The organism is Achromobacter sp. NPDC008082, assembly GCF_042957345.1.
Classification (GTDB): domain Bacteria; phylum Pseudomonadota; class Gammaproteobacteria; order Burkholderiales; family Burkholderiaceae_B; genus Achromobacter; species Achromobacter kerstersii_A.
In genome coordinates, this window is the sequence record NZ_JBIBIB010000006.1 from 17,026 (window position 1) to 43,298 (window position 26,273).

Here is a 26,273-nt window from a genome sequence, read left to right on the forward strand (position 1 = left end):
TCCCGGCGCTGTCCGCAGGCGTTGACGGGTGCAGATCCACTCGTTACATTGCAAAGCAATGTCCCCAATTTTTGGTGCGCCATGACGTCGCAGGAATCGTCCCCGGAGAGCTCGCCGCCGTCGCCCAAGGGCGGGCCACGCCGCCTGCGCATCGCCCTCGCGGTGGGCGTGGTGGTGCTGATCGCCGCTGCGGTGACCGGGCTGAACCACATGCGCGACCGCGAACAGGAACGCGTGGCGACCGGCGAAATCCGCAAGGTGGCCGACACGCTCAACCTGATGGTCAGCGGCGCCGAAAGCGAATCCGGCGAACTGCCGCCCATCGACCCCACGCCTAAGGCCACCGGCTTCTACGGTGAGATGGAGCGCGCCTTCAAGACCATTGCCAGCGAACGCCTTGCGCAGCACAAAGCCTATGTGCAAGAGCTCAAAGCCATCGGCATGCCCCGCCTGCTGGATGCGCACCGTTTGGCGCATGACGCCGGCCTGATCGAAAGCCGCATGATTCTGGAACAGGCCGAACGGCTGGTGCCGAAGTACCGGCAGCAAAGCCTGCAAGTGTTGAACAACATGCCCGCGCTGATCCGTTCGCTGGCCATCCGCGAACCGGAAAAGCAGAAGATGCTGCACACGCTCGATACGTCGCTGGCGCAACGCAACGACAGCCTGGAACAGGTCTGGCGCCTTGAAGCGCGCATCCTGCAAGAGTTCGGCCAGATGATCACGCTGCTGGATGACAACCGCCAATACTGGTATGCCGACCACGACGAACTGATGTTTGTGCGCGATGCCGACCTGACGCGCTTCCATCAGCATCAGGCCGCGATTGGCCAGATGGCGACGGAGCAGGAACAGCTGGGCAAGCGGCAATTGGCCAACGTGTTTTCGGCATTGCGCTAGGTGCGCGCGCATCATTCGCCCCGCGCTAGCGCTTGTGGTCGGCCCGGCGTGACAGCCATTCGCCGGTGAACTGCACGATCGACACCAGCGCGATCAGAATCACGATCACTTCAAACATCACGCGCGTTTCATAGCGTTCGTAGCCGTAGCGGATGGCCAGATCGCCCAGGCCGCCCGCGCCCACCGCACCCGCCATCGCCGACGCGTTGATCATCGCGATGATGCTGACCGTCATGCCGCCAATGATGCCGGGCAAGGCCTCGGGCAGCAGCACGTGGCGCACAATGTGCCAGCGCCGGCATCCCATGGCGCGCGCCGCTTCCACCAGCCCGTGGTCCACATCGTTCAGGCTGACCTGCGCGATGCGGGCAAAGAAAGGCACCAGGTTGGCCGACAGCGGCACAATGGCCGCCCACGTGCCCAATGTGGTGCCCACCAGAAAACGGGTGAACGGCAACATGGCCACCAGCAGAATGATGAACGGGATGGCGCGGAACGTGTTCACCGTAATCGACAGCGCCTTGTTGAAACGCGGCTTGGGGTACAGGTTGCCGGGCGCGGTCACCGTCAGCACCACCGCCAGCGCCAGGCCCGACACGATGGCGATGACGGCGGACACGCTCACCATCGCCAGGGTCTGCAAGAACGCTTGCAGGTATTTATCAAGCATCGGCAGCGACATAACCCAGCACCTTGATCTGATCGGCCACCAGCGCGGCGCGCGCGGCCTCTTCCTGTAATGCGCCCGCTGGCACGGAGACCAGCAGGCTGCCTTGCGCGTGGCCGCTTAAGCGGTCCAGGCCGCCATGCAGCAGCGTTGCGCCCGGCCCCATCGCGGCCAAGGCTTGCAACGACACGCCTTCTGGCCTTCCCTGCCCCGTGAAGCGCAGCCGCAAGATGGCGACGCCATCGCGGCCTTGCAGATCGGGCACCAGACGCGCCGCCAGGTCCGCCGGCAGCTCGTGCTGCAAGGGGCGCAGCAAGGCGCGCGTGGCGTCCGCCTGGGGGTTGCCGAACACGCGCCAGACGTCGCCCAGCTCAACCTTGCGGCCGCCGTCCAGCACCAGCACCCGATGGCAGACTTCGCGGATTACCGCCATGTCGTGCGTGATCAGCACCACCGTCAGCCCCAGCTTGCGGTTGATGTCCTGCAATAGCGTAAGAATGGATTGCGTGGTCTCGGGGTCGAGCGCCGACGTGGCTTCATCGCACAGCAGGATTTCGGGCTCATGCACCAGCGCGCGCGCAATGCCCACGCGCTGCTTCTGCCCGCCCGACAGCTTGGACGGGTACACGTCGGCCTTGTCGCGCAGGCCCACCATGTCCAGCAAGGCCTCAACGCGGGCCCGCGCGGCGGCGGGCTTCACGCCGGCCACACGCAGGGGCAGCGCGACGTTTTCGGCAACCGTCTTGGCGGACAGCAAATTGAAGTGCTGAAAGATCATGCCGATGCGGCGGCGCAGGCCCACCAGCGCATCTTCATCCAGCTGGCCCACGTCCACGCCATCCACCTCGACGCGGCCTGCGGACGGGCGTTCAAGCATGTTGATGGAACGCAGCAGCGTGGACTTGCCCGCGCCGCTGCGCCCGATGATGCCAAACACCTCGCCGCGCGCCACGGAGAACGACACGTCGGCCAGCGCCGTCACCACGCCTTGCGCGCTTTGGTATCGCTTCTGCAATCCGTCAAAGACGATGTGCGCGTCAGGCGCGGAATGGTCACCGGCCGCCCGCGACGTCGCGGGTTGGGAAAATTCGTGTTGCATCATGGCCTTGCCCGGCTTAGAAAACCGGGATCACCGAGCCTTCGTACTTGCTCAGAATGAACTGGCGCACTTCCTCGGAGTGGTACGCCTTGACCAGCTCGGGCACCCACGGCGCGTTCTTGTCCTTTTCGCGCACGGCAATGATGTTCACGTAGGGATTGTTTTCTTTCTTCTCCACGGCAATGCCATCACGCGTGGCGATCAGGCCGGCCTGGTACGCAAAGCTGTTCACGATGGCGGCCGTGTCCACATCCGGCAATGAACGCGCCAGCACCACGGACGCGCTTTCCACGAAGTTCAACTTCTTGGGGTTGGACGTGACGTCCGCCAGGGTCGCCGTGCCGGTAGCCGGGTCAAAGCCGTCTTTCAAGGTGATCAGGCCCTGGTCGCGCAGGATGACCAGCGCGCGGGTCTGGTTGCTGGGGTCGTTCGGAATGCCCACCTTGGCGCCGTCCGGCAGTTCTTTCAGCGACTTGTATTTCTTGGAGTAGAAGGCGATGGGCGAGATCAGCGTGTTCGCCACCGGCACGATCTTGTAGCCGCGCTGCTTGATCTGGTCGTTCAAAAAGGGAATGTGCTGGAAGGCGTTGGCTTCCAGGTCGCCGTTGTTCAGGGCCTCGTTGGGGCTGGCGGTGCCGGTAATGATCACGGGCTCCACCGCCAGGCCATTCTTCTTGGCGACTTGCGTCACCACTTCCCAGATCTGCTCGTCCACGCCGCCACGCACGCCCACTTTCAGCGGCTTGGGGTCGGCCGAGAAGGCGGGGCCATGGAACATCGCCGCCGACGCCAGCACCGCGCCCACCAGCGCTTTCAGAAAGACGCGCGTGCGCTTGACGGATGGCGATGCGCCGTGCTCGGACGCCGCAGCTAGAAAACGGGTAGTCATGATGGAATCGCCTCTAAGTCAATGCAGTTATGAGTGAGACGATTCTAGGGACGGCCCTGGCGGCCACGAACGAATACTTCGTTGAGTCCTTATTACAGGGATCTTTGGATATGGCCGGGCGGCATAAGCGATGCGCGCGGCCAGGGTGCGCGGAAGGTTGGCGCGTGGTTCAGGTCAGCACGTGCTTCAGGTCAGCGCTGGGTTCAGGTCAGCACGTGGCTCAGGTCAGCGCTTCTTAGTCAGCGATTCGCTTAGAAGGGCTTGACCACCACCAGCGTCACGATGACCGCGCAAGCGATGACGGTGAACGGCGCATACAGGTCGATCATCGGCGGGCGCTTCAGATTGCCCTTCACCATGCGGCGCAAGGCGGCGCTCTGAATACCTAGCAACGCCGACAACGCCAGCGCGAAGCCCAGCTTGACCCAGATCCAGTTCATGGCGAACCAGCCGAAGGTGATCGCCAGATGCAGGCCGATCAGCCAGGTGATGACCATGGCGGGGGTCGTGACCCACAGCGTCCAGCGGCGCAGCGCGCCTAGCATCTTGCGTTCTTTGGGCGCCTCGTCACCGTCTTGCGGTTGCGACGACAAGAGGAACAACGAGACGAACAGCGAGCCGACAATCCACGCCACGACAGCGGCGACGTGGGCCATTTTTAATAGTTGATAAGTCATGGCCGGCATTATCGCCGGACGCTCGGCGCGGGCAAGCGGGGCGCTGAACGCCGGTTTGCGTCAGCGCAAACCGGACGGAGCGGTCAGGCGCCGGTGGCGGGCGTATGGGAAGCGGCGGTAAATTGCCGGTGGCTGGCGTATGGAAAGTGGCGGTCAATTGCCGGTGGCGGAGGCCGGGGCACCCGCCGCTGCCGGCGTCGACACGGCAGGCGTCGCAGGCGTGGCCGCCGGGGTCGCCGTCGGGGTGGTGGTCGTCGGCGAAGGGGTCGCCGGGGTCGTGGCCGAGGTCGCAGCCGGGGTCGCAGCCGTCGAGCCGGATTCCGTATTGCCTGCAGTGGACGGCGGCGTGGCATGCGGCGCTTCGGCTGCCGGCGCGGCCTTGTCCGGCGCGGCTTCCGGGGCCTTTGCCGCCCCAGGCGCCGGAGACGGGCCGTTCGCCGCAGCCGGGTTCAAGGTATCGGCCGGCGCATCCGGCGACACGACCGGGTCGGCGGGAACCAGCGGTTTGGATTGCGATCCGCGGGCGCGGCTGGGCGTTGGCACATGCGGGGCGGCGGCGGCTTCGGCATCCGGCAGGAAGCGCTGCAACAGCTGGAAGAAGCCTTCGTAGAACTTGGGCCGCGACACGGTCTGGCTGGCCGTCTTCACCAGCGAATCGTCGCTAGAGCCAAACGGCATCGACACCTGACCCAGCACGCTCACGCCCACGCTGGCCGAACTGGTGGTGCGCTTGATCGAGTAGCGGTCCTGCACGGCATTGGCGAACACGGTTGCGCGCTGGTTGGCGCTGCCATCGGAGGCGCAATCGATATTGAAATTGATCTGCGTGTGCTGCCCGTCTTCGCCCTGGAAATTCTTGTGTCCGGACACGCGCGCCGGATCGAAGCGGTCGATGTTGTAGCCCTGGCTCAGCAAGGCGCGGCGGCCCGCGTCGCAGGCCGTGTTGCTGGCGGTGGGAAAGGTCCGGGAAAACACGTCGTTCTGCGCGAAGTCTTCTCTTTCGTAGGCGGCCTTGGGCGACGCGCAACCTGCCAAAATTGCCGAAATGCACACGAGCAGGGGGACAGACAAACGACGGGTAACGCAGGGCATGAGGGGTCCAGCTGTTGGCGTAAAGGGGGCATTATCGGCCACGAAGGGGGCATCTGGCGAATGGCCCGCTACGGGCGGTGATGGGTTGAAACAGGTTTAACGGGGCCAGGGTGCGCCGCCATGCTCCGACCCTATTTTCCGCCCCTGTATTCCGCTCCTCTTTCGCCCCAGTTTTGCCAGCCCCCGACGCCCGGGTCGAACACCGGTCCCGAGCGGCGCTGCCCCCCCATTCCGCCCTACGCCGCCCCGCTACCCAACGCTGTCCAAGCCCCGCCGCCCACCCACGCTCTCTACGCCACGCTTTCTGTTCCCGCCCTACGCCACCCGGACGCAGCGCACCTCATGCCCCGCCGCCACCGGCACGATGTCCGGCACGCTCGCCAGGCATCGCGCTTCCGCCAGACTGCAACGCGGCGCAAACGAACACCCCGGCGGCAAGGCGGCCAGGTCGGGCGGGGAGCCTGGAATGGTTTCAAGCCGTTGCCCTTTTTGCATGGCCCCATGCGCGCGGCCCTTCAGCAACGCCAGCGTGTACGGATGGCGCGGGGCGCGCAACAGGTCGGCCATGCTGCCCTGCTCCACAATGCGCCCGCCATACATCACGGCCACGCGGTCCGCAATTTCGGCGGCGGCGCCGATGTCATGGGTAACGAACACAATGGCCAGCCCGAGCTCGCGTTGCAGTTCGCGCAGCAACAGCAGAATCTGAATCTGCACGGTGGCGTCCAGCGCGGTCGTGGGTTCGTCGGCCAACAACACCTTCGGGTTACAGGACAGCGCCAGCGCAATCATGGCGCGTTGGCGCATGCCGCCCGACATCTCATGCGGGTACGCCTGCAACCGGCGCTCGGGGCTGGGAATGCGCACGCGTTCGAATAGCGACAGCGCCCGCGCGCGCGCCTCCGCGGCGCTCTTGCCGGTATGCCGGCGCACCATTTCCTCGATCTGGCGGCCCACGGTGTAGACCGGGTCCAGCGCCAGCAGCGGCTCCTGGAACACCATCGACACCACCGGGCCGCGCATGGCGGCCAGCTCGCGCGCGTTCATCGCCAAGACGTCGCGGCCGTCCACCACCATTTCACCGCGGATGCGTGTGCGGCGCGGCGGATGCAAGCGCATCAGCGCGCGCAGGGTCACGCTCTTGCCAGAGCCCGACTCCCCGATCAGCGCCACCGCTTCGCCCCGCCCCACTTCCAGGTTCACGCCGTTTAACGCATGCACGGTCTTGGCGCCCGCCTGAAACGCCACTTCCAGGTTGCGGATGCTGACCAAGGGGGATGTCGTCGCGGTCATGCCAGCGCTCCTGATGCGGCGTAGCCGGAATCGGGTTGATGAATCAGGCAACGCACGGCGTGGCCGTCTAGCTGCGTCATGGCGGGCGCTTGTGCGGCGCAGGCCGCGCGCGCCAACGCGCAACGCGTATGGAAACGGCAACCCGGCGGCGGATCAATCGGGTTGGGCGGGTCGCCCGACAAGGGCGCCGATTCCGTGCGCTGCCCGGGTTCCATCGACGGCATCGAACGCAGCAGCGCCTGCGTGTAGGGATGACGCGGCGCGTCGAACACCTGATCCACCGGCCCCAGCTCCACGACTTCGCCCAGGTACATCACCATGACGCGGTCAGAGATGTAGCGCACCACATTCAGATCATGGCTGATGAACATATACGTCAGCCCGAAATCGTCTTTCAGGTCCAGCAGCAGGTTCAGCACCTGCGCTTCGACGGACTTGTCCAGCGCCGACACCGCCTCATCCAGAATCACCAGCCGCGGATGCAAGGCCAGCGCGCGCGCGATGTTCACGCGCTGGCGCTGGCCGCCCGACAGTTCGTGCGGATAGCGGCCGGCAAAGCGTTGCGCGTCCAGCCCCACGCGGCCCAGCAGCCCGCGCGCCACCGCAATGGCGTCGCGCTTGGCGCTGCCATGCACCAGCGGGCCGAACGCCACCGAGTCTTCGATGGTCATGCGCGGGTTCAGTGACGAATAACTATCCTGGAACACCATCTGCGTCTGCCGCCGGAATTCGCGCAGCGCCAGCGCGCGCGACCCCACGGCCATGCCGTCAAACACCAGCTCGCCCTGATCCTGCTTGATCAGCTGCATGACCAGCCGCGCGGTAGTCGACTTGCCGCAACCGGATTCGCCCACCACGCCCAGCGTTTCCCCTTTCTTCACATCGAAGTCCACGCCGTCCACGGCGCGCACGGCGTTGCCGCCCCGGCCGCGCGATAAGGGGTCGCGCTTCAACGGAAAATGTTTGATCAAACCGCGCACGCTCAGCAAGGGCTGTGCGGGGCCGCCCACGTCTTCATGCGTGACGCGCGCCGCGTCGATGACAGCGTTCATTCCTTGACCTCCATGGCCGAGCGCAGTCCGTCGGACAGCAGGTTGAAGGACATCGACGTGATGAAGATCATCACGCCCGGCAACGCCGCCACCCACGGCTGCGTGTAGATGGCGGTGCGCAAGGTGTTCAGCATCAAGCCCCATTCCGGCTCAGGCGGACGCACGCCCAGCCCCAGGAACGACAGGCCCGACGCCAGAATCATCGACACCGAAATCAGGCTTGTGGAATACACGAAGATGGGCCCCAGCACGTTGGACAGCACATGCGCGCGCACGATGGTGAAGGGCGATGCGCCGGATGCGCGCGCCGCGTCCACATAATCGCTGCGCCGCACCTGCGTGGTGACGCTTTCGGCCACGCGCACAATCTGCGGCACGAACACGATGGTCAGCGACAGAATGGCGTTGAAGATGCCCGCGCCCAAGGTGCCTGACAGCGCAATGGCCAGCAGCACCGACGGAAACGCATAGAACACGTCCACCACCCGCATGATCAGCGTGCTGGTCCAGCCGCCCGCATAGCCCGCCAGGATGCCGATGGCGCTGCCCACGACGAACGCGGCAATCACCGGCACGATGCCCATGAACAGCGACAGGCGCGCGCCCAGCATCAGGCGGGACAGCATGTCGCGGCCAAGTTCGTCGGCGCCCAGCGGGTAGCCTTCAGTGCCGATGGGCCGCAGGCGTTTCAGCATCGACGCCTGGAACGGGTCGGCCGGTGTGATCCACGGTGCCAGGATGGCGATGATGATCAGCGCCAGGATGACGCCGCCCGCGGTCAGCGCCAGCGGGTCGCGCCGCAAGCGGCGCAACACGTTGGACCAATAGCCCGGCGACCGCGCCACGGGGGCCGTGACGGCCGCCGCGGTCAGGCTGGCAACGGATTCCGTCATATCAGCTCCTTTCGATACGAGGGTCGAACAGCCCTTGCAGGATGTCGACCGCCAGGTTCAGGATCACGAAGAACAACGCCAGCACCAGAATCGTTCCCTGCAACAAGGGCAGGTCGCGCTGGAAGATGGCGGCGTTGAGCAGGAAGCCCGTGCCGGGCCACGAGAACACCGTTTCGATCAGGATGGAGCCGCCCAGCAGATAGCCCAGTTGCAGGCCCATCACGGCCAGCGCCGTGGGCGCGCAGTTCTTGACGACATGCAGGAACACGCCCAGGTCGGTCAGCCCGCGCGCGCGCAAGCCCACCACGAATTCCTGCGACAGCGTCTCGGCCACCAGCGCGCGCACGGTGCGCGCGATGATGCCCATCGGAATCACCGACATCGTCACGGCCGGCAGGATCATGTGGCGAAAATGCGCCCAGTCCGCCGTCCACTCGCCTGACCCGCCCGGCCCCGCGCCGGTCGGCGGCAGCCACATCAGTTGCGTGGAAAAGATGATGACCAGCACCATGCCCAGCCAGTAATGCGGCACGCTGACGCCTATGACCGACACGAAGGACGCCACGCGGTCCATTACCGAATTGCGGTAGTAGCCGCCCACGAACCCCAGGAACGCGCCCACGATGAAGCCCAGCAAGGTCGCCAGACATGCCAGCCGCAAGGTGTTGCCCACGGCCTTGAAGACCTCGGCGGCCACGGGCCGGCCAGTGGCAATCGACGTGCCCAGATCGCCATGCAGCGCGCGCCATAACCAAGCGGCGAATTGCTCCACCAGCGGGCGGTCAAAGCCGTAGAGCTGCATCAGCTGCCGTTGCAGGTCAGCAGACGCGTCAGGCGGAAGAATGGAGACCAGCGGATCGCCGGGCGCCAGATGAATCAGCAGAAAACAGAGCAGCGCGACCCCCACCATGATGGGCAGGGCGTACGCGATGCGCCGGATAAGGTAAGACAGCATAGGCGTCACCGGCTAGGGCGCTGGACGCCGCAGCGCGGCGTCCAGCGCGTTCAAGATCAATCCATCGACATCGTGGCGATATCGATGAACCAGCTCTTGGGCTGCACCACGCCCTTGACCTTCGGCGAGATGGCGCGCGGGCCGACGTCATGCGCAATCCACACGAACGGCGCTTCTTCCACCACGCGCGCGTGCAGCTTGGCCAGCGCCGCGTCGCGCTCGGCGGGTGCGAAGGTGGTGCGCGCATCCTTGATCAAGCCGTCGATCTCGGCGTTACCGAAGTAGCCCCAGTTGTTGGAGGCCGGCGGAAAGGTCTTGGTGCTGACAAAGCGCACGATGGCAAAGAACGGGTCCATGGCCGCGAAGCTGACGTTGATGGCGTCGCTGCCGTTGGCCGACGGGTCCTTGGCGCCCTTGCGCCAATTGGTGAACAGCGTGTTCCACTCGACCACGTCAAAGCTCACGTCGAAGTAGCAGTCTTTCAGGTTCTGCTGCACGAACTCGTTCATCGGCAAAGGCTGCATCTGGCCGGAGCCGGACGCGGAGGTCTGCACCTTCACCTTCACGGGCTTGGCCTTGGAGAAGCCGGCTTCCGTCATCAGCTTGCGGGCCGCGTCCGGGTCGTACTTGATGTCGAATTTGGGGTTGCCCCACCACGGATGGCCCGGCGGCACCGTTCCCTTGGGCTCGGCCATCATGCCGCCCAGCAGCTGCTTGAGTTCGCCGCGGTTCACGCACAGGTTGGCGGCCTGACGCACGCGCGCATCCAGCCACGGCGAGCCTTCCTTGAACGACAACTGCCACGGCCACACGTGCGGCTGCTCGTTGGAATAGATGATGAAGCCGCGGCCCTTGATCGTGTCGAACGCATCGGGCGCGGGCGCTTCAATCCAGTCCACCTGCCCGGACATCAGCGCCGCGGTGCGCGAGTTGGCTTCCGGCAGGGGCAGCATCACCACGCGGTCGATCTTCGGCCGGCGTTTTTCATCCCAGTACTGGTCGTTCTTGACGACTTCCAAGCGCTCGCGCGGCACGAACTTGGCCATCTTGAAGGGGCCGGTGCCGGACGCGTCCGCCGCAAACGCGGCCCAAGCCTTCTGCGAACGCTCGGCGGCATCGGTCACCGACGCAGGCACGTCCGCCAGCTTCTTGTTCCAGTGCGCGGGCGACGCCATGTACAGATTGGTCAGGTTGATCGGCAGAAAGGAATCCGGCTCGGTGGTGACTAGCTCTACCGTCAGGTCGTCGATCTTTTTCGCCGACTTCAGCGTGGGCATGCGCGAGGCCGTTACGCCCACCTGGCTGGCGTCGAACTGCGGGGCGCTCTTGTCCAGCACCTTGCCCACGTTCCACACCACGGCGTCCGCATTGAAGTCGGAGCCGTCGTGAAACTTCACGCCGGGTCGCAGCTTGAACACCCACTTCGTCTTGTCCGCCGCATCCACCTCCCACGACACGGCAAGGTCCGGTATCAACACGCTGGGGCCGTCCTTCTGCGACAGGTCCCATTGCGTCAGGCCGTCGTACATCGGAATGCCGGTGAAGCGATTTCCCTCGAACCCCTGGTCTGGCTGACCCAGCGTGCGGGGGATGTCTCCCGCGGTCATGCCAATGCGCAAGACCTTTTCGGCGTGCGCCGACGCGGGGGCAATGGCGGCGGCGCCGGCCGCCGTCAGCGCAAGCGCGGCGGCGAGGGATTTGATGCGGAAACTCCGTGTCTGCATTGTGGTTCTCCAATGTCTTGCATGGCGAGGAGCCGGATGAAGGAACCAACCCCGAACGCGCATTCCCCGCGAGGGTGTCAAGCGCGTGAACAGAGTTAGTACACAGAATTTGTATAAGCAATATCTGTGCCATTTTGAGAACTTCGCAGCGGTGTCAGGGATAGTCCCGAGCGGCCCGGCACGGTGCACGCGACGTCACACACGCGGGCGCGGGCAGCAGCACTGGCGGAGCGCTATCGGTCAGAGGGAATACCAGCATGCGGCGCAGGCGCGCCGATGGCGCAGAGAAGGTACGCCGCAAGCCAGTGGAGAGCGCCTGGCTGCGGCGTAGCGCGCCTGAACGGCACCAACGCAGCGCCGCGTGCGCCGCCTTGGTGCAGCCTGCACGTCAACGCATCATGCGACCCGCGCTTGCGCCAACATGGCGCGCAGCAGGACGTTGCATCCCGCTTCCAGGTGATCGGGGCGCGCGTCCTCGATTTCGTTGTGGCTGATGCCGTCCTTGCACGGCACGAAGATCATCGCGGTAGGCGCGACGCGGGCCACATACACCGCGTCGTGCCCGGCCCCGCTGACCACATCCATTGCCGACAAGGACAAATCGCGCGCGCCGTCCCGCACCGACTGCACCAGCGCAGGCGCAAAAGGTTGCGGCGCGAAATACACCACCTGCTCGACGTCCGCCTGCACGCCCCGGTTATCGGCCGCGGTTTGCACCGCCGCGCCCAAGGCGGCGTCCATGGCGGACAGCGTCACGTCGTCAGCCGCGCGCAAATCTACCGTCAGGCGCACTCGGCCGGGGATGACGTTGCGCGAATTGGGAAACACATCCATCCAGCCCACCGTGCCGCGCGCATCGGGCGCATGCGCCAGCGCAATCTGGTTCACGGCCAGCACCAATTCCGACGCCGCCAACAAGGCGTCGCGGCGCAGCGGCATCGGCGTGGGGCCGGCATGCGCTTCAACGCCCGTCAGCACCACGTCGTACCAGCGCTGCCCCAGCGCGCCGGTCACGACGCCGATCACGGTATCGGCCGCTTCCAGCACCGGGCCTTGCTCGATGTGCGCCTCGAAATAGGCGCCCACTTCGTTTGGCTTGGACGGCGGCACGGCGGCCTTGCCGTTGTAGCCGATGGCGCTCAGGGCATCCCGCACGCTGACGCCCTCGCGGTCTTCTTGCGACAGCGCATGCTCCAAGGTGAACGCGCCCGCGTACACGCCTGAGCCCATCATCACCGGCACAAAGCGCGAGCCCTCTTCGTTGGTCCACACGGCCAGCTCCAGCGGGGCGTCGGTCTGGATGTTTTGGTCGTTCAGCGTGCGCAACACTTCCAGACCCGCCAGCACGCCATAGTTGCCGTCGAACTTGCCGCCGGTGGGCTGGGTGTCGATGTGGCTGCCCGTCATCACGGCGGGCAAGTCGTTGTTGCGGCCCGGACGGCGCGCAAAAATATTGCCGATGGCATCCACGCGCACCTCACAGCCCGCCTCGCGCACCCAGCGCACGAACAGGTCGCGCCCCTGGCGGTCAAGCTCGGTCAGCGCCAGCCGGCACACGCCGCCTTTTTCCGTGCCGCCGATCGCGGCCAAATCCATCAAAGACTGCCACAAGCGTGCGCCATCCACGCGCAGGTCGGCCAGCGTTTCAGGTGCGGGGGCAAGGCTCATGGGGACTCCTGGTGACAAGTCGGCCGCGACACCTCGCGGCAAAGGTTCGCCCGATTCTGCGCTGTGTACCAGCCCGATGCAAACGCCGCCCTACAAGGGATTCCCCTCACCTTCCTCGCGCGTCAGACTCTGCCGATAGCTGCTGCAGCCCGCCGCCAGCAGCCCCACACACAGCACCGCGGCCCCGCCAATCAACAGCGACAGCGACTGCCCCACCGCGCCGGGATTCATGAACAAACGGTCGGTCAGCAAAGCCACCGCCGTCGTGCCCAGCCCCAGACCGATCAGGTTCGATATCAGCAGGAACAGCGCCGACACCTGCGCGCGAATCTGATTCGGCGGCAAGATCTGCATCGCCGCGGTCGATGTAGGCATCGGAAACGACGCAAAGAACATCGCGGGCAGCAACAGCGCCACCGACACCCCCACGCTGTCCACCTGCGTGAACGCCACCGCCGGCAACGCCATGCCCACGGCGCCGATCACCCCTGCGCGCAGCGGCGCATCGCGGTAGCCGCGTTTGGCCAGCGCATCCGTCAGCCAGCCTCCGCAGAACACCCCGGCGGTGTTGGCCACCAGCACCACCACACCCAGCATGTACCCCACGTCCACGGGCGACATGCCGAACTTGCGCATGTAAAAGGCGGGCGTCCAGCCCAGCAGCGCGAACAGCACCATGGCGTAAAACGAAAAGCCCAGGTAGTGGCAAAAGAAAGTGCGGCGGTGGCGGCCCAGGAAGCGGAAGGTATCGCGGATGGTTGGCTTTTTCGCCTGGCCATCGGCGCTGCGGCGCAGGCCCAGCCGCTGCGGGTCGCGCACGGTCAATAGAATCAGCAACGCCACCAGCAAGCCCGGCAAGCCCACGATGAAGAACGTCACCTGCCAGGGCCGCATGGCGCCTATCCATGGCACCACCACGCTGTCCACGCTCTTGAGCAAGTTGATGACGTAGCCGCCAATCAAAAACGCCATGCCGCCGCCGATGAACGAGCCAATCGAATAGATGCCCACGGCGCGGCCCAGCTTGTCGCGCGGAAACATGTCGCTCAGCATGGAGTAGGTGGCGGGCGACAGCGCGGCCTCGCCCACGCCCACGCCGATGCGCGCCAGGAACATGTGCGCGAAGTTGCGCGACAGGCCACAGGCGGCCGTCGCCAGGCTCCAGAACGCCACGCCGATGGCGATGATCTTCGGGCGCGAATAGCGGTCGGCCAGCAGGGCGACGGGGATGCCCATTACCGCGTAGAACAGCGAAAACGCCAAGCCGTGCAACAGGCTGAACTGCGTGTCTGACAGCTGAAGATCGTGCTTGATCGGTTCGATCATCAACGCCAGGATCTGTCTGTCGACGAAGGAAAATATGTACGCTAGCATGCATATCACGACGACGTACCACTCGTAGGCGTAGCTTCGTTTCGTCACTTGCGGCAGCGTGGCGTCAGTCATTTTTTTCCCTGGTAGTTGTCCGTCTTTTGTAGGTCTTTGCGCAGCCAGGCTCTATACGCCGGACGCAATGACTGTTCCCACCGCGCAGGAAAGCATGTTCAACGACACCTATCCGCTGAACCGCCATTGCTTGCTGAACTCGGGCAACGCCGCCGAGGTCAAGGATCAGGTCAGCCAACATCTTTGGTCGCATCGCATGTGCGTCGCCCAGGGAAAACCCTTGCAGTCGCGTCTGTACGGCGTGTTCTTCGGCAACGCGGCGCTGTTTGATCTGCACTACGGCGCCGAAGTCGAGATCGACGCCGGCGACATCGCCAGCTACTACCTGATCCGCATCACGCTGCAAGGCTCGGGGCTGGTGACGCTGGGCAAGCGCAGCGCGTTGATGCAGGCGGGCAGCCTGACGATTTCGTCGCCATCCGAGCCCAGCGTGATCAGCATTGGCCGAGACTGCCGCAACCTGATCCTGCGTGTCGAGCGCCAAGCGCTAGAGCACCAACTGCAACGCCTGCTTGACCGCCCCATCAAGCAGGCGCTGGTATTTGATCTGGAAGTGGATGCCGACGCGCCGGGCCTGGCCGCCGTGCGCGAAACGCTGGACTATCTTTGCCGGCTGTACCAGCACCCTGCCATTGATGGCGTTACGCAGACGCTGGCGGCGGGGTTTTCCGACTACCTGCTGGCCTTGCTGCTGACCCAACTGCCCCATAACTATTCCGAATCGCTGCGCGCCCAGCGCGGCCAGCCGCTGCCCCAGCATGTGCGGCGCGCGCGGGAATACATCGAGCATCATCTTGACGAGGCCATCTCGCTGGCGGATCTGGCCGCGCATTGCGGCGTGTCGGTGCGCACCTTGCAGAACGGCTTCACGCAATTCTTGAAGCAAAGCCCCAGCGACTATGTGCGCAACCAACGCCTGACGCTGGTGCATGCCGCGCTGGAAGCGGCGCGCGCGGGCGACAACGTCACCGACATCCTGCTGCGCCACGGCGTCACCAGCTTCGGGCATTTCGCCACCCATTACCGCAAGCGTTACGGCTGCCTGCCGTCGGATACCTTGCGCCAGCACAGGGCGTAGCGTAAGCGGCGCCTGCTCGGCCTGCGCGGCCCGACCTACGCGGCCCGCCCTATTCCCTTGCCGGATTGGAATGGCGGTTGCGCGTTTGGCGCAGCGTCGCGTGGCGCCCCGCCGCTAGGATCAAGGCTCTATCGAAGGAGCTTTGATCATGCGAATCAGCGTAATAGGCGGCGGCCACGGCTGCTACGCGGCGGCGGCCGAACTGGCGGAACGCGGGCACGAGGTGCGCTGGTGGCGCCGCGACGACGCCGCCTTCCAGGGCTTGCGCGACGCAGGCGCGCTGACCGTCACCGACTATCGCGGCACGCGCCACGTGCCGCTGGGCAAGGGGCCAGGCCAACTGGCACTGAGCGCCTCGCTGCCAGACGCGGTGGCTGACGCCCAAGTGCTTGTCGTGCCCCTGCCCTCGACCACGCACGACGCGCTGGCGCCGCTGCTGGCGCCGCTGTTGCAAGACGGGCAAGTGGTGTTCCTGCCGCCCGGCACGTTCGGCAGCTACGTCTTTGCGCGCGCCCAGAAAGACGCCGGCAATACCGCGCGCGTGGCCTATGCCGAAACCGGCACCTTGCCCTATCTGGCGCGCAAGCACGGGAACACGGTCGTGATCAGCGGCTACGCCACGCGGCTGCCCACGGGCGTATTCCCCAGCTGCTTGTCGGACGACGCGTTGGCGCGGTTGAAGCAGGCTTACCCCAGCATCGAACCCATTGAAGACGGCCTGTCGGGCGCGTTGATGAACGCGGGCCCCATCATCCACCCGCCGCTCATCATGATGAACGCCGGGCCACTTGAACATTTCGATAAGTGGGACATCCACAACGAAGGCACACAAGCGTCCATCCGCCGCGTCACCGACGCGCTGGACGCCGAACGCATCGCCATCCGTGTCGCGCTAGGCTACGCCGCGCCGCACTTCCCGCTGGCCGACCATTACGCCACCGAGGGCGACGAATGGATGTACGGCCGCGGCGCGCACGGCAAGCTCACCGACAGCGGCGACTGGCGGGAAACCATCGACCTGCACACGCATCGCTACATGCTGGAAGACACGCGGCTGGGCCTGTCTTTCCTGGTGTCGATGGGCCGTTGGGCCGGCGTGCCGACCCCGGTTGCGCAGGGGCTGCTTAGCGTCGCCAGCGCCATCACCGGCCGCGATCTTTATGCCGAAGGCCGCACGCTGGAACGCCTGGGGCTGGATCGCCTGTCGCGCAGCGGCATGGCCGAACTGCTGGCGCAAGGATGCTGAACATGGACGACAGAATCTGCGTGGTCGGCGCGGGGCGCATGGGCGAAGGCATTGCCTTGTCTTATGTGCATGCGGGGCGGGACGTGACGCTGATCGACATCAAGCCCCGCAGCGCGGCTGAGCAAACGGAGCACGACGCGCGCGTGCGGGCCAATCTGCAACGCGAACTGGCCACGATGACGCGGCTAGGCCTGCTGGACGCCTCACAAGCTGACATCGCAATGCGCCGCGTGCGCCTGTGCGGCCGCGATAGCGCGGCGGCTGACCTGCATGCGGCACGCATCGTCTTCGAAGCCGTGCCCGAGCGGCTGGACGTCAAGCGCGATGCCTTCCTGTGGCTGGGCCAAGCCTGCGCGCCCGACGCCGTCATCGCGTCCACCACATCCACGTTCCTGGTGACCGAACTGGCGGAACTCGTGGCGGGCCCCGAACGATTCCTGAACGCGCATTGGTTGAACCCGGCGCATCTGATCCCGCTGGTAGAAGTGAGCCGCGGCCCGAAGACCTGTGACGACGCGCTGCACCGCCTGCTGGACGTCTTGCGGCAAGCCGGCAAGGCGCCGGTGCAATGCGCCCCTGCTGCGGGCTACATCGTGCCGCGCATTCAGGCCTTGGCCATGAACGAAGCTGCCCGCATGGTCGAGGAAGGCGTGGCCAGCGCCGAAGACATCGACACCGCCGTGCGGCTGGGCTTCGGCCTGCGCTTCTCGGTGCTGGGCTTGCTGGAATTCATTGATTGGGGCGGCGGCGACATTCTTTACTACGCGTCGCGCTACCTGTCCGCCGAAATCGGCCCGCGCTTCGCCGCGCCCGATGTCATCGCCCGCAACATGGAGCAAGGGCGCAACGGCTTGCGCGATGGCCAGGGCTTTTACGACTACGCCGGTGTCGACGTGGACGCCTACAAGCTGAAACGCCTGGGTGAACTGTGCCAACGGCTGGAGGTGATGGGGCTGCTGCCGCGCTTTGATGCAGCGCGTGCCCGCCGCCCCCACGAAGCAGGGTCTTGACGCCCCGCTCGGACACTATTTGATCAGCACTTCCAGAATCTGATACGCCAGCCGTACGCGCGCTTCGTTCGGATAGTTCTTGTTGGCCAGGATCACGACCCCCACCTTCCTGGCCGGCACGAACGCCACGTAACCGCCGAAACCATTGGTCGACCCCGTCTTGTTGATCCACACATCATCGCGCGGCGCGGACGGCGGCGTCAGCGCGGTGGCCGGGTGGCTATGGCTATTCAGCGTGCCGGCGTTTGCCGCCAGCAGCGCGTCCAGCGTGGCGGGATACGCCAACTGCTCCCACGCCAGGTCCTGCACCATGTCGCCCACGCGGTAGTACCCCACATGCGTCTGGCGAATCGCGCGATGAATGGCATCGTTGCCTGCGGCGTTCATGTTGGCATCGACGAAATGAATCAAGTCGCGCGCGCTGGTCTTCACGCCATACGCCTCGGCCGCCAGCACGCCCGGGTTCACGCGCACGGGCGCATCCTGCTTGTTGTAGCCCTGCGCGTAATCGCCCATCTTCGCCGCCGGCACGTCGATGTAGGTGTGCGACAAGCCCAGCAACGGAAACAGCGTCTTCTCCATGGCCTGCGTGAACGGCTGATCCAGGCTCTTGGCCGCCACCACGCCCAACATGCCGATACTGGGATTCGCGTACGTGCGTTGCGTGCCGGCCGCGTACTGCGGCGTCCAGGCTTTCAGATAGGCGATCAGCTGCGCATCATTGCGCACCGCGTCCGGCACCTGCAACGGAAAGCCGCCGCCCGTGTGCGTACCCAAATGAATCAGACTGAGCTTGGCAAATTCCGAACCCTGCAACGCAGGCACAAAACGCGCCGGGCTGTCGCCAAGCGACAGCTTGCCCAGCGCTTCTGCATAGGTGGCCAAGGTCGCCGTGTAGGTCTTGCTGATCGAGCCAACTTCAAACAGCGTGTCGGGGCTGACCTTCGCCTTTGTCTGCCGCGAGGCCACACCGTAGGGATGGAACTCGTGACGGCCGTCGCGAGTAATGGCGATCACCAGGCCCGGCACGCCGTGCTCCTGCATCAGCGCCTGCGCTGCGGCGTCGATCTTGCGGTTCGTGTCGGACGGCGTCGCAGCCTCGACCTTGCGGCCGGTGTCGGACGGCGCCGCCATCGCAGGCGGCGCGAACGCCATCGATGACAAAACTGTCATTGCCAAGAACATCGTGCGTCGCATCGCAGGAAAGCGCATTCTTATCGTCCTATTTTGATCAGGCAGCCACGTGCGCCGCCGGCAACATAGTACTAACCCTGAATCAAATGCGACAGAAACTTGGCTATTCTGTACCCCGTCGTTTTAAAACCGCGTAGAAGAGACTGGCCCTTGCGGCCAGCGCCGACGGAGCAACCGCCCCGGAAACTCTCAGGCAACAGGACTGCGCGAGTCTAGACAATCTGGAGAGAGGCGCCGTGCGCGCCCACCGAAGGGGAACCCGCCGCCGTCAGCGCCGCGGGTGAAGCTCTCAGGTACAGAGACAGATGGGGTGCTGCGGCCTACATGGGCCGCTGCCACACCGTCTGGAGCCATCATGCCCCGCATCGCCATCATTGGCGCCGGTATCACCGGCGTCACGTCCGCCTATGCCTTGTCCAAACTGGGTTACGACGTCACCGTCTACGACCGCCAGCGCTACCCCGCCATGGAAACGTCCTACGCCAACGGCGGGCAGCTATCGGCCAGCAACGCCGAAGTCTGGAACAGCGCCGCCACCATCCTGAAAGGCCTGCGCTGGATGCTGCGCAAGAACGCCCCGCTGCTGCTGAACCCCAAGTTCAGCTGGCACAAGTATTCGTGGCTGGCGCAGTTCATGGCGCAAATTCCGAACTACCGCGACAACACCATCGCCACCACCCGCCTGGCCATCGAAGCCCGCCAACACCTGTTCGACATGGCCGACGCAGAAGGCATCGATTTCGACCTGGAACGCCGGGGCATCCTGCACATCTATCACGACGCCGCCAGCTTCGACACCGCGCGCCGCTCGAACGCGCTGCTGGAAGCAGGCGGGCTTGAACGCTACGCGGTGTCCAGCAGCGAAGCGCGTGACATCGAACCCACCCTGCAAACCGGTTGCTACGGCGGCTTCTACACGCCCTCCGACGCCACCGGCGACATTCACAAATTTACACGCGGCCTGGCCGCCGCCTGCGAACGCCGCGGCGTCACCTTCGTGCAAGACGCCGACATCGACACCATCAGCCGAGACAGCCGCGCCCGCGAGAGCCGCCCCTATACGCTCGACATCCTGCGCAACGGCGGCACACAACGCGAGCAACACGAAGCGCACGCCATCGTCGTCTGCGCCGGTGCGGCCAGCCGCAAGTTCGCCAGGCAACTGGGCGACTCGCTGAACATCTATCCGGTCAAGGGCTATTCCATCAGCGTCCACCTGGACGACGCAGAAAGCCAGGCCGCCGCGCCGCGCGTCAGCCTGCTCGACGAAGCCGCAAAAATCGTCACCAGCCGCCTGGGCGACCGCTTCCGCGTGGCCGGCACGGCGGAATTCAACGGCTTCAACATGGACATCCGAGCCGAACGCGTCCAACCCCTGATCGACTGGACCCGCAAGCACTTCCCCAACGTGAAGACCGCCCGCGTGGTGCCCTGGTGCGGCCTGCGCCCCATGACCCCCAACATGATGCCGCGCGTCGGCCCAGGCAAACGGCCCGGCGTGTTCTACAACACCGGCCACGGACACCTGGGCTGGACGCTGTCAGCAGCAACGGCGCAGATGCTGGCGGCGAGTGTGGGGCGTGCGTTGCCGGTGGGGTGAGGGATGGGGATTGCGGTAAGCCGAGGCTAGCGGGCGGGGCGGGAGGGGGGCATGATCGGTGTTCACTTCTCTGCGCCACGGCGGTCATGACCGAATTAAGACTACAAGCGGTCCACCCGTCTGACAGGAGAATCCGGTCATGAAGTACTCAACCCAGGTCAAACCCATTTCCTATCTCAAAAGCCACGCTGCCGAGATCGTTGCCACTCTCACGAAGACACGGGAACCCATGCTGATTACTCAAAACGGTGAAGCCAAGCTTGTCGTCATGGACGTCCAAAGCTATGAAGAGCAGGAGCAGACAATCGCCCTGCTTCAACTGCTTGCCCACGGACGCCGGGATATCGAAGACGGACAAGTCGTCTCGGCTTCGGAAGTGTTCGCAAGAATCGATGCCTTGGACAAGGCAGACGAAGCGTGAAATACAAGATTGTCTTTCTTCGTTCCGCGGAAGACGATCTGCTGGAAATCCGACGCTACATCCGACGGCACTTTTCACAACGCACGTGGTTAAACGCCTACGCCAAAATTCGAAGGGCGCTTGAGAATCTCGAAGCATTCCCTTTGTCCGGACACGCACCACCCGAACTGCCCGCCACGCATTTCCTTGAAATTCTGGCTGCCAACAACCGCGTGATTTCCGAGGTTATTGGCACAACTGTGTACGTCCACATCCTCTGCGATGCCCGGCAAGACTTCACGACGCAACTGTCGCGCCGGCCGATCCGCTCTCTTCGCAAATGATCATCCCCCGCGGAAGGCATTGCACCTTCCGCAGGGGGCCACACGCTAGCCGCGCGTGATCAATACCGCCACGTCACGCCGACGGTTCCGGCGTTCTCGCGATTGCCGCCGCCGTACTGGCCGCTGTACGTAATGCCGATCGTGGCGGAACGCGATACGGCTACGTCCACGCCCAGTTCGGCAAACGCGGCGTTGCGTGCCAAGGGCGCACCCGCCACCGTGAACGGCTGGCTGCCATCAAACGCCAGGGTCGAGCGCGCGGTGACGTCGCCAAATGCATGGCGCCAACCGGCCGCGGCGCGCAACACGCCTTCCGTCTTGCCAGCGGTGAAGGCTGTCTTGCCGCGCAGGCCCAACGTGGTGGTGGTCAGCGAATTGCGGCTGCTTTGACCGCTTAACGCCGCCAAGCCGCCCGACTCCTGGAAGCCGCGCGTACGCGTGTCCGACCACGCAACGCCCGCAAAGGGTTCCAGTTGCGCGCGTTCGGCCACCGGCAGTGCATAGCCCAGTTCGGTGAAGATCTGGCCCGTGCTGGCGCCGTAGTCCGCCGTCAGCTTCTCAGCTTGGCCCGCCACGGCGACATTGCGCGTGGTGGAAACGTTGTGCCACGTATAACCCGCGCCCACCAGCCAATTGATCTTGCCCGGACCCGCCGAGAACGCCTTGCCGCCATAGACCGTGGCGCTGTAGCTATCGACATCCGCTTTCGAAGAATTGGCGTCCACGCGGATGCGGCTGTCGGTATAGCCCAGCGCCCCACCCAGGCGCCAACCGCCGCCCACGGCGTGATCGGCGCCGACGAACACGCCGCCGGTGCGCTGATCCACGCGCGATGCGTTGTCGTTGCCATTGAGCGTTTGCCAGTTGCCGACCAACTCTGCCCACGCCGGCTGCGCCTTCGATCCCGGCAACGCAGACGCAGGCGTAACACCCCCTGCCTGCGCCGTGGCCGCACCCGCTTCCAAACCTGCGTCCAAATTCGTGCGCAGGCTCTTGAAGGGCAGGTTCCGCGACAAGCCGTTAAGGTTATTCAGGCTGGACGCCACGCTGGCGTGGGTTTCGCCAGACAGGCTGTTGAACACGCCAGCAGGCGCACCTTCCGGCAGCGTCAGCACGTACTGGTAAAGCGGGTTCGCGCCCGACAGGCTATCCAACGCGTTTGCGGTGGCGCGCTGGTTCGGTGTCGCCGCCGCATCGGCAAAGCGCATCGGACGCGTTTCCGGCGTCGTCGGCTTGCTTGGCGTTTCCGGCGCCTCGGGCGTCAGGGGCGTCGACGGGTCGACCGGCACCTGCTTGCGGTCCAGCCGCAACGTGACGTCCTGGGTGTCGTAGCCCAGATTGGCCTCCAGATACGCGAACGACGAAGAGGCCGATTCGAACGTGCCGTTCACGCGGTTGGCGCTCAGGATGGTGTAGGTTCGCTCGCCGGCCAGGTTGCCATCAGGGCCGACATGCAGCACCGACCCCGCCAGATTGGCGGCGCCGCTGACCACGATGCGGTCGCTGTTATTCGACGTCGGGTCGGCTTCAACGCGGTACACGGAGCCCGCTTCCAGCGTCAGGTCGCCTGCGACGTGCAAGGTGCCGATGGAGTTGCCCGGCGCAATCGTGGCGCCCGAACGGATGACCGTCGAGCCCACGGTACCGGTGCCTTGCAAGGTTGCGTCACGCGCCACGGTGATCGTGCCGCCCAACTTGCCTTGGCCATTGATGCCGACAGACAGCACGCCTTGGTTGACCGTGGTGGCGCCGGTGAACGCGGAACTGTCGCCCGTCAAGGCCAGCATGGCTGCGCCGGTCTTGGACAACGCTCCCGCCCCCGTCAACACGCCAGAGTAGGAAGACGTCTGAGCGGCATCCAACTGCAAGGCACCCGGCGCGCTCACGTCCACATTGCCCGACAGCGCGCCAGCCGATGCGGCCAGCGTGCCGCCCGCGACGCGCCAATCTTGCGCGCTGCGTCCGGTCAAGGTCAGCGTGCCCGCGCCCGTCTTGGTTGATGCACCCGCGCCCGTGATGTCGCCGGCAAACGTTCCGTTCTGCGCCTGGTCGAACACCAGACTCGCCTGGTTGAGCACATTGCCGCGAATCGAATCGGTATTGCCTACGAGCGTGCCCGCCTCGACGCGCGTGTTGCCATACGCATTGACGCCGGTCAGCACCAGCGTGCCTGCGCCCAGCTTGACGAGGTCGCCCGTGCCGGACAGCGCTTGGTTGACGGTAAAGCGATTGGCTGCCGAAGCAATATCAAACGCCCCGCCCTGCGCACCCCATTGCACGCCGCGCGACGTCTGCGAGAAGCTCTGCCCCGTCACGCGCAGCGTGCCGCCATTGAAGATGAGCCCGCCCGCGCCATCGCCCAAATTGGCATCCTGCGCCACGCTGAGCACGCCGCCGGACAAGCGTGTGCCACCGGTGTAGCTATTGACGCCCTCCAACACGAGCGTGCCGTCACCTGTCTTGTCGACCGCGCCCGCGCCTTGAATCGGCGCGCCGATCGTGGCCGAGGTGCCGGCCAGCACGCGCAGCTCGCTGCCGTCGATGGACGTCTGCAAGGCGCCACCGTTGGCGTGCTGATTGAGCTGCCAGCCGTCGGACACAAACTGCAAGCCCTTGAACGATTGCGGGCCGTCAATGCTGACCGTGCCAGCAGGTCCGTTGAACACGGCATGCTGTTGCCCCCACGCGCCAGACCAGTTGGCTTGGCTATCGGACTGCCATTGCATGCTGCCAGCGCCCCAGGTGCCAGAGCCGCCGTTCCAGGTCAACAAGGTGTCGGGCGCGGCATTGGCGGCGGCAACACGCAGATCGACAAAGCCGGTGCGCGAGGTGTCAACAGACACCTGATCCCAGGCGTGACCCGCTGGCACCGCTTCCAGCACCAAGCCCGAGCCGCTCAACGCGCCGCCGTAAGTGAACAGGCGGTAGTAACCCAGGGTGGGCTGATTATTCGGCCGGACCTGCAACTTGGCGCTCAGCTCGAGATTGCCGGTGACGGACGTCGTGCCGGTGGTGCCGGCAGAGGCGCCATCCAGGCCGGGATCGCCCAGGTAGTAGCGCACCGTCGACCCTTCTTTCAGCGAAAGATCGCCGTTGACGCGCAGCTTGGTATAGCCGGAACTGACCAACATGCCGCCCGCCAAAACCTCCGTCGTGCCGACATTGCCATTGCCTTGAATGCGGCCGCCACGGTTCACAGTGACCGTGCCGCCAAGTGAGCCGCCCCACATCATCAACTCGCCGCCATTGATGACAGTCGTGCCGGTAAACGCGGAACCGTCTGCGTAGAACCACGCTTTTCCAGCGCCAAGCTGCTTCAACGTGCCGCTGCCGGTCAGCGTGCCAGTGAACGAAATATCATCGGAATGGTTCAGGCCAAGTTCCGCGTCTTTTGCCACATTGATCAGCTCAATGCCGAGCGTCCCACGAGTTCCGCCGTCACCAAAATGCAGGCCGCCCTGTCGAATGTCGACGCTTCCATTCAGCGTTCCCACCCCGCCCAGCACGGTCATTTTTCCGGTGCCGGTTTTGATCAGCGTGCTCTCGTAGACGGAAATCACACTATCTACCGCGAACGCATCACTACGATTGAAAATCAAGGTCGAACCCGACCCAGTAATGATGCGCCCACCGCCAGCTCGGCCCGACGTTCCGCCATTGCCGATTTCCAGCGTGCCCCCGCCCACGACGGTGTCGCCCAAGTAGGTGTTGTCTGCTGTAAGCACTACGGTTCCGGTGTTGGTCGTATTGAGCAGTCCCGAGCCGCTTATCAAATTATCAACAACCACGTGTCCGGTGTACTGGAGGGTAAGTTCACCGTTGTTGATCACGGCACCCGTGCCAAGCGGACGGCTGCCGGCTTGAAATCCGATTCCGTCAAAGGCGACCACATTCGAGCCGGCATCGATGGTTGTCGTTCCGCTGTAACTGTTTGCGCCGCTGAACGAGAGCCGCGATTGCCCTGTCACATGAATGTCTCCACTGCCCGAGACATCCCCCAACACGCCACCGCTGAACTGATCAAATACCAATGACCCGTTGTTCACGACACGGGAAGCGCCGGGGTTGCCGACCGGCCCTTGATTGGTGAACTTCAACGTGCCCTCGGAGATGGTGATGGGCCCCAAGTAGCCCTGCGAGCCAGACAGCGTCAGCGTACCCGCCGAGATTTTTTGCAGTTCGCCGCGCCCTGTGATCTCACCCGCAAAGCTGCCTTGCTCAATCACTAGAGGCTGTGCAAGGCCCACGTTGGTCATCACGACCCCGTCGCCCTGCAGGTTCTTGATGTGTCCGCCGCCCGCGGCAAAGTTGAGCGCGGCGTTTGCCAAGACCCGTGTCTCCGACGCCTGCCGCGTCAGGTCGCTCAGCGCTTGGCTGCCAGAGACGCTTTCAAGCCAACCGCCTGCGACGATCACGCTGGCGTTAGCGCCGACCGTCACGGGACTCGTTCCCGTCAGCCGCACAATGCCCTGTTGATTCGCCAAACCAAATTGGGCGGTGCCTTGCACATTCAGGTTCGTGCCGACTTCAAGCATGCTGGTCGATTGCGCGGCCACCGTGCTGGTGGTGCCAGCTTCGAAGATCAGGTGTTGCATGGGCGCAAGCGTCACCCTCGCGAAGGGCTCCACCAGCAGCATTCCCCCTCGCAAAACAATGTCGTCATTATCCAGAGCCTGGCTGGGGATAATGCGAACATCTCCGGCGTTGAGTACCGTCGCTTGCGCCATCATCGGGCTGAGCAACGCCGCACTGCCCGCCACCCAGAAAGGCGCAAGAATTTTCGCGATTGCGGCTGCCAGCGGACGCGGAGTCAGCGCCGGCGCTCTCGATCGTTTGGAAACACCCTCAGTCAATCTATTATTCGAAACGTTCTTATTAATTGTTTGCATACCGGGATTTTTTTATAACCAGATCGTTGTTCATTCAGGCAGTGCCTGATACCGTGTCAATCCAATTTCGCAAGCGCTGGGATAATAGCCTACAAAACGACACGTTTATTATCATTACGATACATGGCGGCCGAAATCACAGACGTGGGGTGGCAGA

At 64.7% G+C, this 26,273-nt stretch carries 22 protein-coding genes and 1 riboswitch; of the genes, 8 read left to right on the plus strand and 14 right to left on the minus strand.

From position 1 onward, the window contains the following. Positions 1-81 precede the first annotated feature (81 nt). Complete coding sequence (locus ACFZAI_RS23670) at positions 82-900, plus strand: hypothetical protein (RefSeq protein ID WP_391569216.1); 819 nt, start codon at positions 82-84, stop codon at positions 898-900. Between the two features lie 25 nt (positions 901-925). On the opposite strand, the gene ACFZAI_RS23675 is transcribed toward ACFZAI_RS23670, so the two are convergent. From ACFZAI_RS23675 to ACFZAI_RS23730, 12 genes are all read right to left on the minus strand, one after another. Next, positions 926-1,582 carry a methionine ABC transporter permease gene (locus ACFZAI_RS23675; protein WP_391569217.1) on the minus strand — a complete coding sequence of 219 codons (657 nt, stop codon included), beginning with the start codon at positions 1,580-1,582 and terminating at the stop codon, positions 926-928. Further along, positions 1,563-2,669 carry a methionine ABC transporter ATP-binding protein gene (locus ACFZAI_RS23680; protein WP_391569218.1) on the minus strand — a complete coding sequence of 369 codons (1,107 nt, stop codon included), beginning with the start codon at positions 2,667-2,669 and terminating at the stop codon, positions 1,563-1,565. Before ACFZAI_RS23680 ends, ACFZAI_RS23675 begins: the two co-directional genes overlap by 20 nt. A gap of 13 nt (positions 2,670-2,682) precedes the next feature. After that, positions 2,683-3,444: a MetQ/NlpA family ABC transporter substrate-binding protein gene (locus ACFZAI_RS23685; RefSeq protein WP_391569703.1), complete on the minus strand. Its 762-nt coding sequence runs from the start codon at positions 3,442-3,444 to the stop codon at positions 2,683-2,685. A gap of 362 nt (positions 3,445-3,806) precedes the next feature. Next, a complete protein-coding gene (locus ACFZAI_RS23690; RefSeq protein ID WP_391569219.1) occupies positions 3,807-4,232 on the minus strand; it encodes a CopD family protein in 426 nt (141 codons plus the stop codon). 153 nt (positions 4,233-4,385) lie between these two features. Then, positions 4,386-5,324, minus strand: a complete 939-nt coding sequence (locus ACFZAI_RS23695) for a DUF2242 domain-containing protein (RefSeq protein WP_391569220.1) — start codon at positions 5,322-5,324, stop codon at positions 4,386-4,388. Positions 5,325-5,639: 315 nt separating this feature from the next. Next, complete coding sequence (locus ACFZAI_RS23700) at positions 5,640-6,617, minus strand: ABC transporter ATP-binding protein (RefSeq protein WP_391569221.1); 978 nt, start codon at positions 6,615-6,617, stop codon at positions 5,640-5,642. Continuing rightward, the gene (locus ACFZAI_RS23705; RefSeq protein WP_391569222.1) at positions 6,614-7,669 is read right to left on the minus strand and encodes an oligopeptide/dipeptide ABC transporter ATP-binding protein; all 1,056 of its coding nucleotides are present in this window, start codon (positions 7,667-7,669) and stop codon (positions 6,614-6,616) included. The genes ACFZAI_RS23700 and ACFZAI_RS23705 overlap by 4 nt, the downstream gene beginning before the upstream one ends. After that, the gene (locus ACFZAI_RS23710; protein ID WP_391569223.1) at positions 7,666-8,562 is read right to left on the minus strand and encodes an ABC transporter permease; all 897 of its coding nucleotides are present in this window, start codon (positions 8,560-8,562) and stop codon (positions 7,666-7,668) included. Before ACFZAI_RS23710 ends, ACFZAI_RS23705 begins: the two co-directional genes overlap by 4 nt. A 1-nt stretch (position 8,563) precedes the next feature. Then, entirely contained in the window at positions 8,564-9,517 is a 954-nt protein-coding gene (locus ACFZAI_RS23715; protein WP_391569224.1) for an ABC transporter permease, read from the minus strand. Positions 9,518-9,573: 56 nt separating this feature from the next. Then, entirely contained in the window at positions 9,574-11,241 is a 1,668-nt protein-coding gene (locus ACFZAI_RS23720; RefSeq protein WP_391569225.1) for an ABC transporter substrate-binding protein, read from the minus strand. A 396-nt stretch (positions 11,242-11,637) separates the two neighbouring features. Beyond that, positions 11,638-12,909, minus strand: coding sequence for a Zn-dependent hydrolase (locus tag ACFZAI_RS23725; RefSeq protein ID WP_391569226.1), 1,272 nt, complete (start codon positions 12,907-12,909; stop codon positions 11,638-11,640). A 90-nt stretch (positions 12,910-12,999) separates the two neighbouring features. Continuing rightward, a complete protein-coding gene (locus tag ACFZAI_RS23730) occupies positions 13,000-14,355 on the minus strand; it encodes a spinster family MFS transporter (RefSeq protein WP_391569227.1) in 1,356 nt (451 codons plus the stop codon). 67 nt (positions 14,356-14,422) lie between these two features. Between ACFZAI_RS23730 and ACFZAI_RS23735 the strand changes: the two genes are divergently transcribed. The 3 genes from ACFZAI_RS23735 (at position 14,423) to ACFZAI_RS23745 (ending at position 17,689) form a co-directional block, all read left to right on the plus strand. Further along, a complete protein-coding gene (locus ACFZAI_RS23735) occupies positions 14,423-15,433 on the plus strand; it encodes a helix-turn-helix domain-containing protein (protein ID WP_391569228.1) in 1,011 nt (336 codons plus the stop codon). Positions 15,434-15,581: 148 nt separating this feature from the next. Continuing rightward, the gene (locus tag ACFZAI_RS23740) at positions 15,582-16,679 is read left to right on the plus strand and encodes an NAD/NADP octopine/nopaline dehydrogenase family protein (protein ID WP_391569229.1); all 1,098 of its coding nucleotides are present in this window, start codon (positions 15,582-15,584) and stop codon (positions 16,677-16,679) included. After that, positions 16,673-17,689, plus strand: coding sequence for a 3-hydroxybutyryl-CoA dehydrogenase (locus tag ACFZAI_RS23745; protein WP_391569230.1), 1,017 nt, complete (start codon positions 16,673-16,675; stop codon positions 17,687-17,689). The genes ACFZAI_RS23740 and ACFZAI_RS23745 overlap by 7 nt, the downstream gene beginning before the upstream one ends. Before the next feature lie 15 nt (positions 17,690-17,704). Here ACFZAI_RS23745 and ampC read toward each other — a convergent pair whose 3' ends face one another. After that, complete coding sequence (gene ampC / locus ACFZAI_RS23750; protein ID WP_391569704.1) at positions 17,705-18,886, minus strand: class C beta-lactamase; 1,182 nt, start codon at positions 18,884-18,886, stop codon at positions 17,705-17,707. Positions 18,887-19,007: 121 nt separating this feature from the next. Next, positions 19,008-19,098, plus strand: a riboswitch (glycine riboswitch). 140 nt (positions 19,099-19,238) lie between these two features. Between ampC and ACFZAI_RS23755 the strand changes: the two genes are divergently transcribed. From ACFZAI_RS23755 to ACFZAI_RS23765, 3 genes are all read left to right on the plus strand, one after another. Then, positions 19,239-20,483 (plus strand): D-amino acid dehydrogenase, encoded by a 1,245-nt coding sequence (locus tag ACFZAI_RS23755; protein WP_391569231.1) that lies wholly within the window; start codon positions 19,239-19,241, stop codon positions 20,481-20,483. 139 nt (positions 20,484-20,622) lie between these two features. Continuing rightward, on the plus strand, positions 20,623-20,904 hold the full coding sequence (locus ACFZAI_RS23760) for a type II toxin-antitoxin system Phd/YefM family antitoxin (protein WP_391569232.1): 282 nt from the start codon (positions 20,623-20,625) through the stop codon (positions 20,902-20,904). Further along, a complete protein-coding gene (locus ACFZAI_RS23765; RefSeq protein WP_391569233.1) occupies positions 20,901-21,227 on the plus strand; it encodes a type II toxin-antitoxin system RelE/ParE family toxin in 327 nt (108 codons plus the stop codon). Before ACFZAI_RS23760 ends, ACFZAI_RS23765 begins: the two co-directional genes overlap by 4 nt. A 59-nt stretch (positions 21,228-21,286) precedes the next feature. Here the strand turns inward: ACFZAI_RS23765 and ACFZAI_RS23770 are convergent, their stop codons facing one another. Further along, the gene (locus ACFZAI_RS23770) at positions 21,287-25,822 is read right to left on the minus strand and encodes an autotransporter domain-containing protein (RefSeq protein WP_391569234.1); all 4,536 of its coding nucleotides are present in this window, start codon (positions 25,820-25,822) and stop codon (positions 21,287-21,289) included. Here ACFZAI_RS23770 and ACFZAI_RS23775 point away from each other — a divergent pair. Beyond that, complete coding sequence (locus ACFZAI_RS23775; RefSeq protein WP_391569235.1) at positions 25,821-26,165, plus strand: hypothetical protein; 345 nt, start codon at positions 25,821-25,823, stop codon at positions 26,163-26,165. The two genes, ACFZAI_RS23770 and ACFZAI_RS23775, sit on opposite strands and share 2 nt — an antisense overlap. Positions 26,166-26,273: the final 108 nt, after the last annotated feature.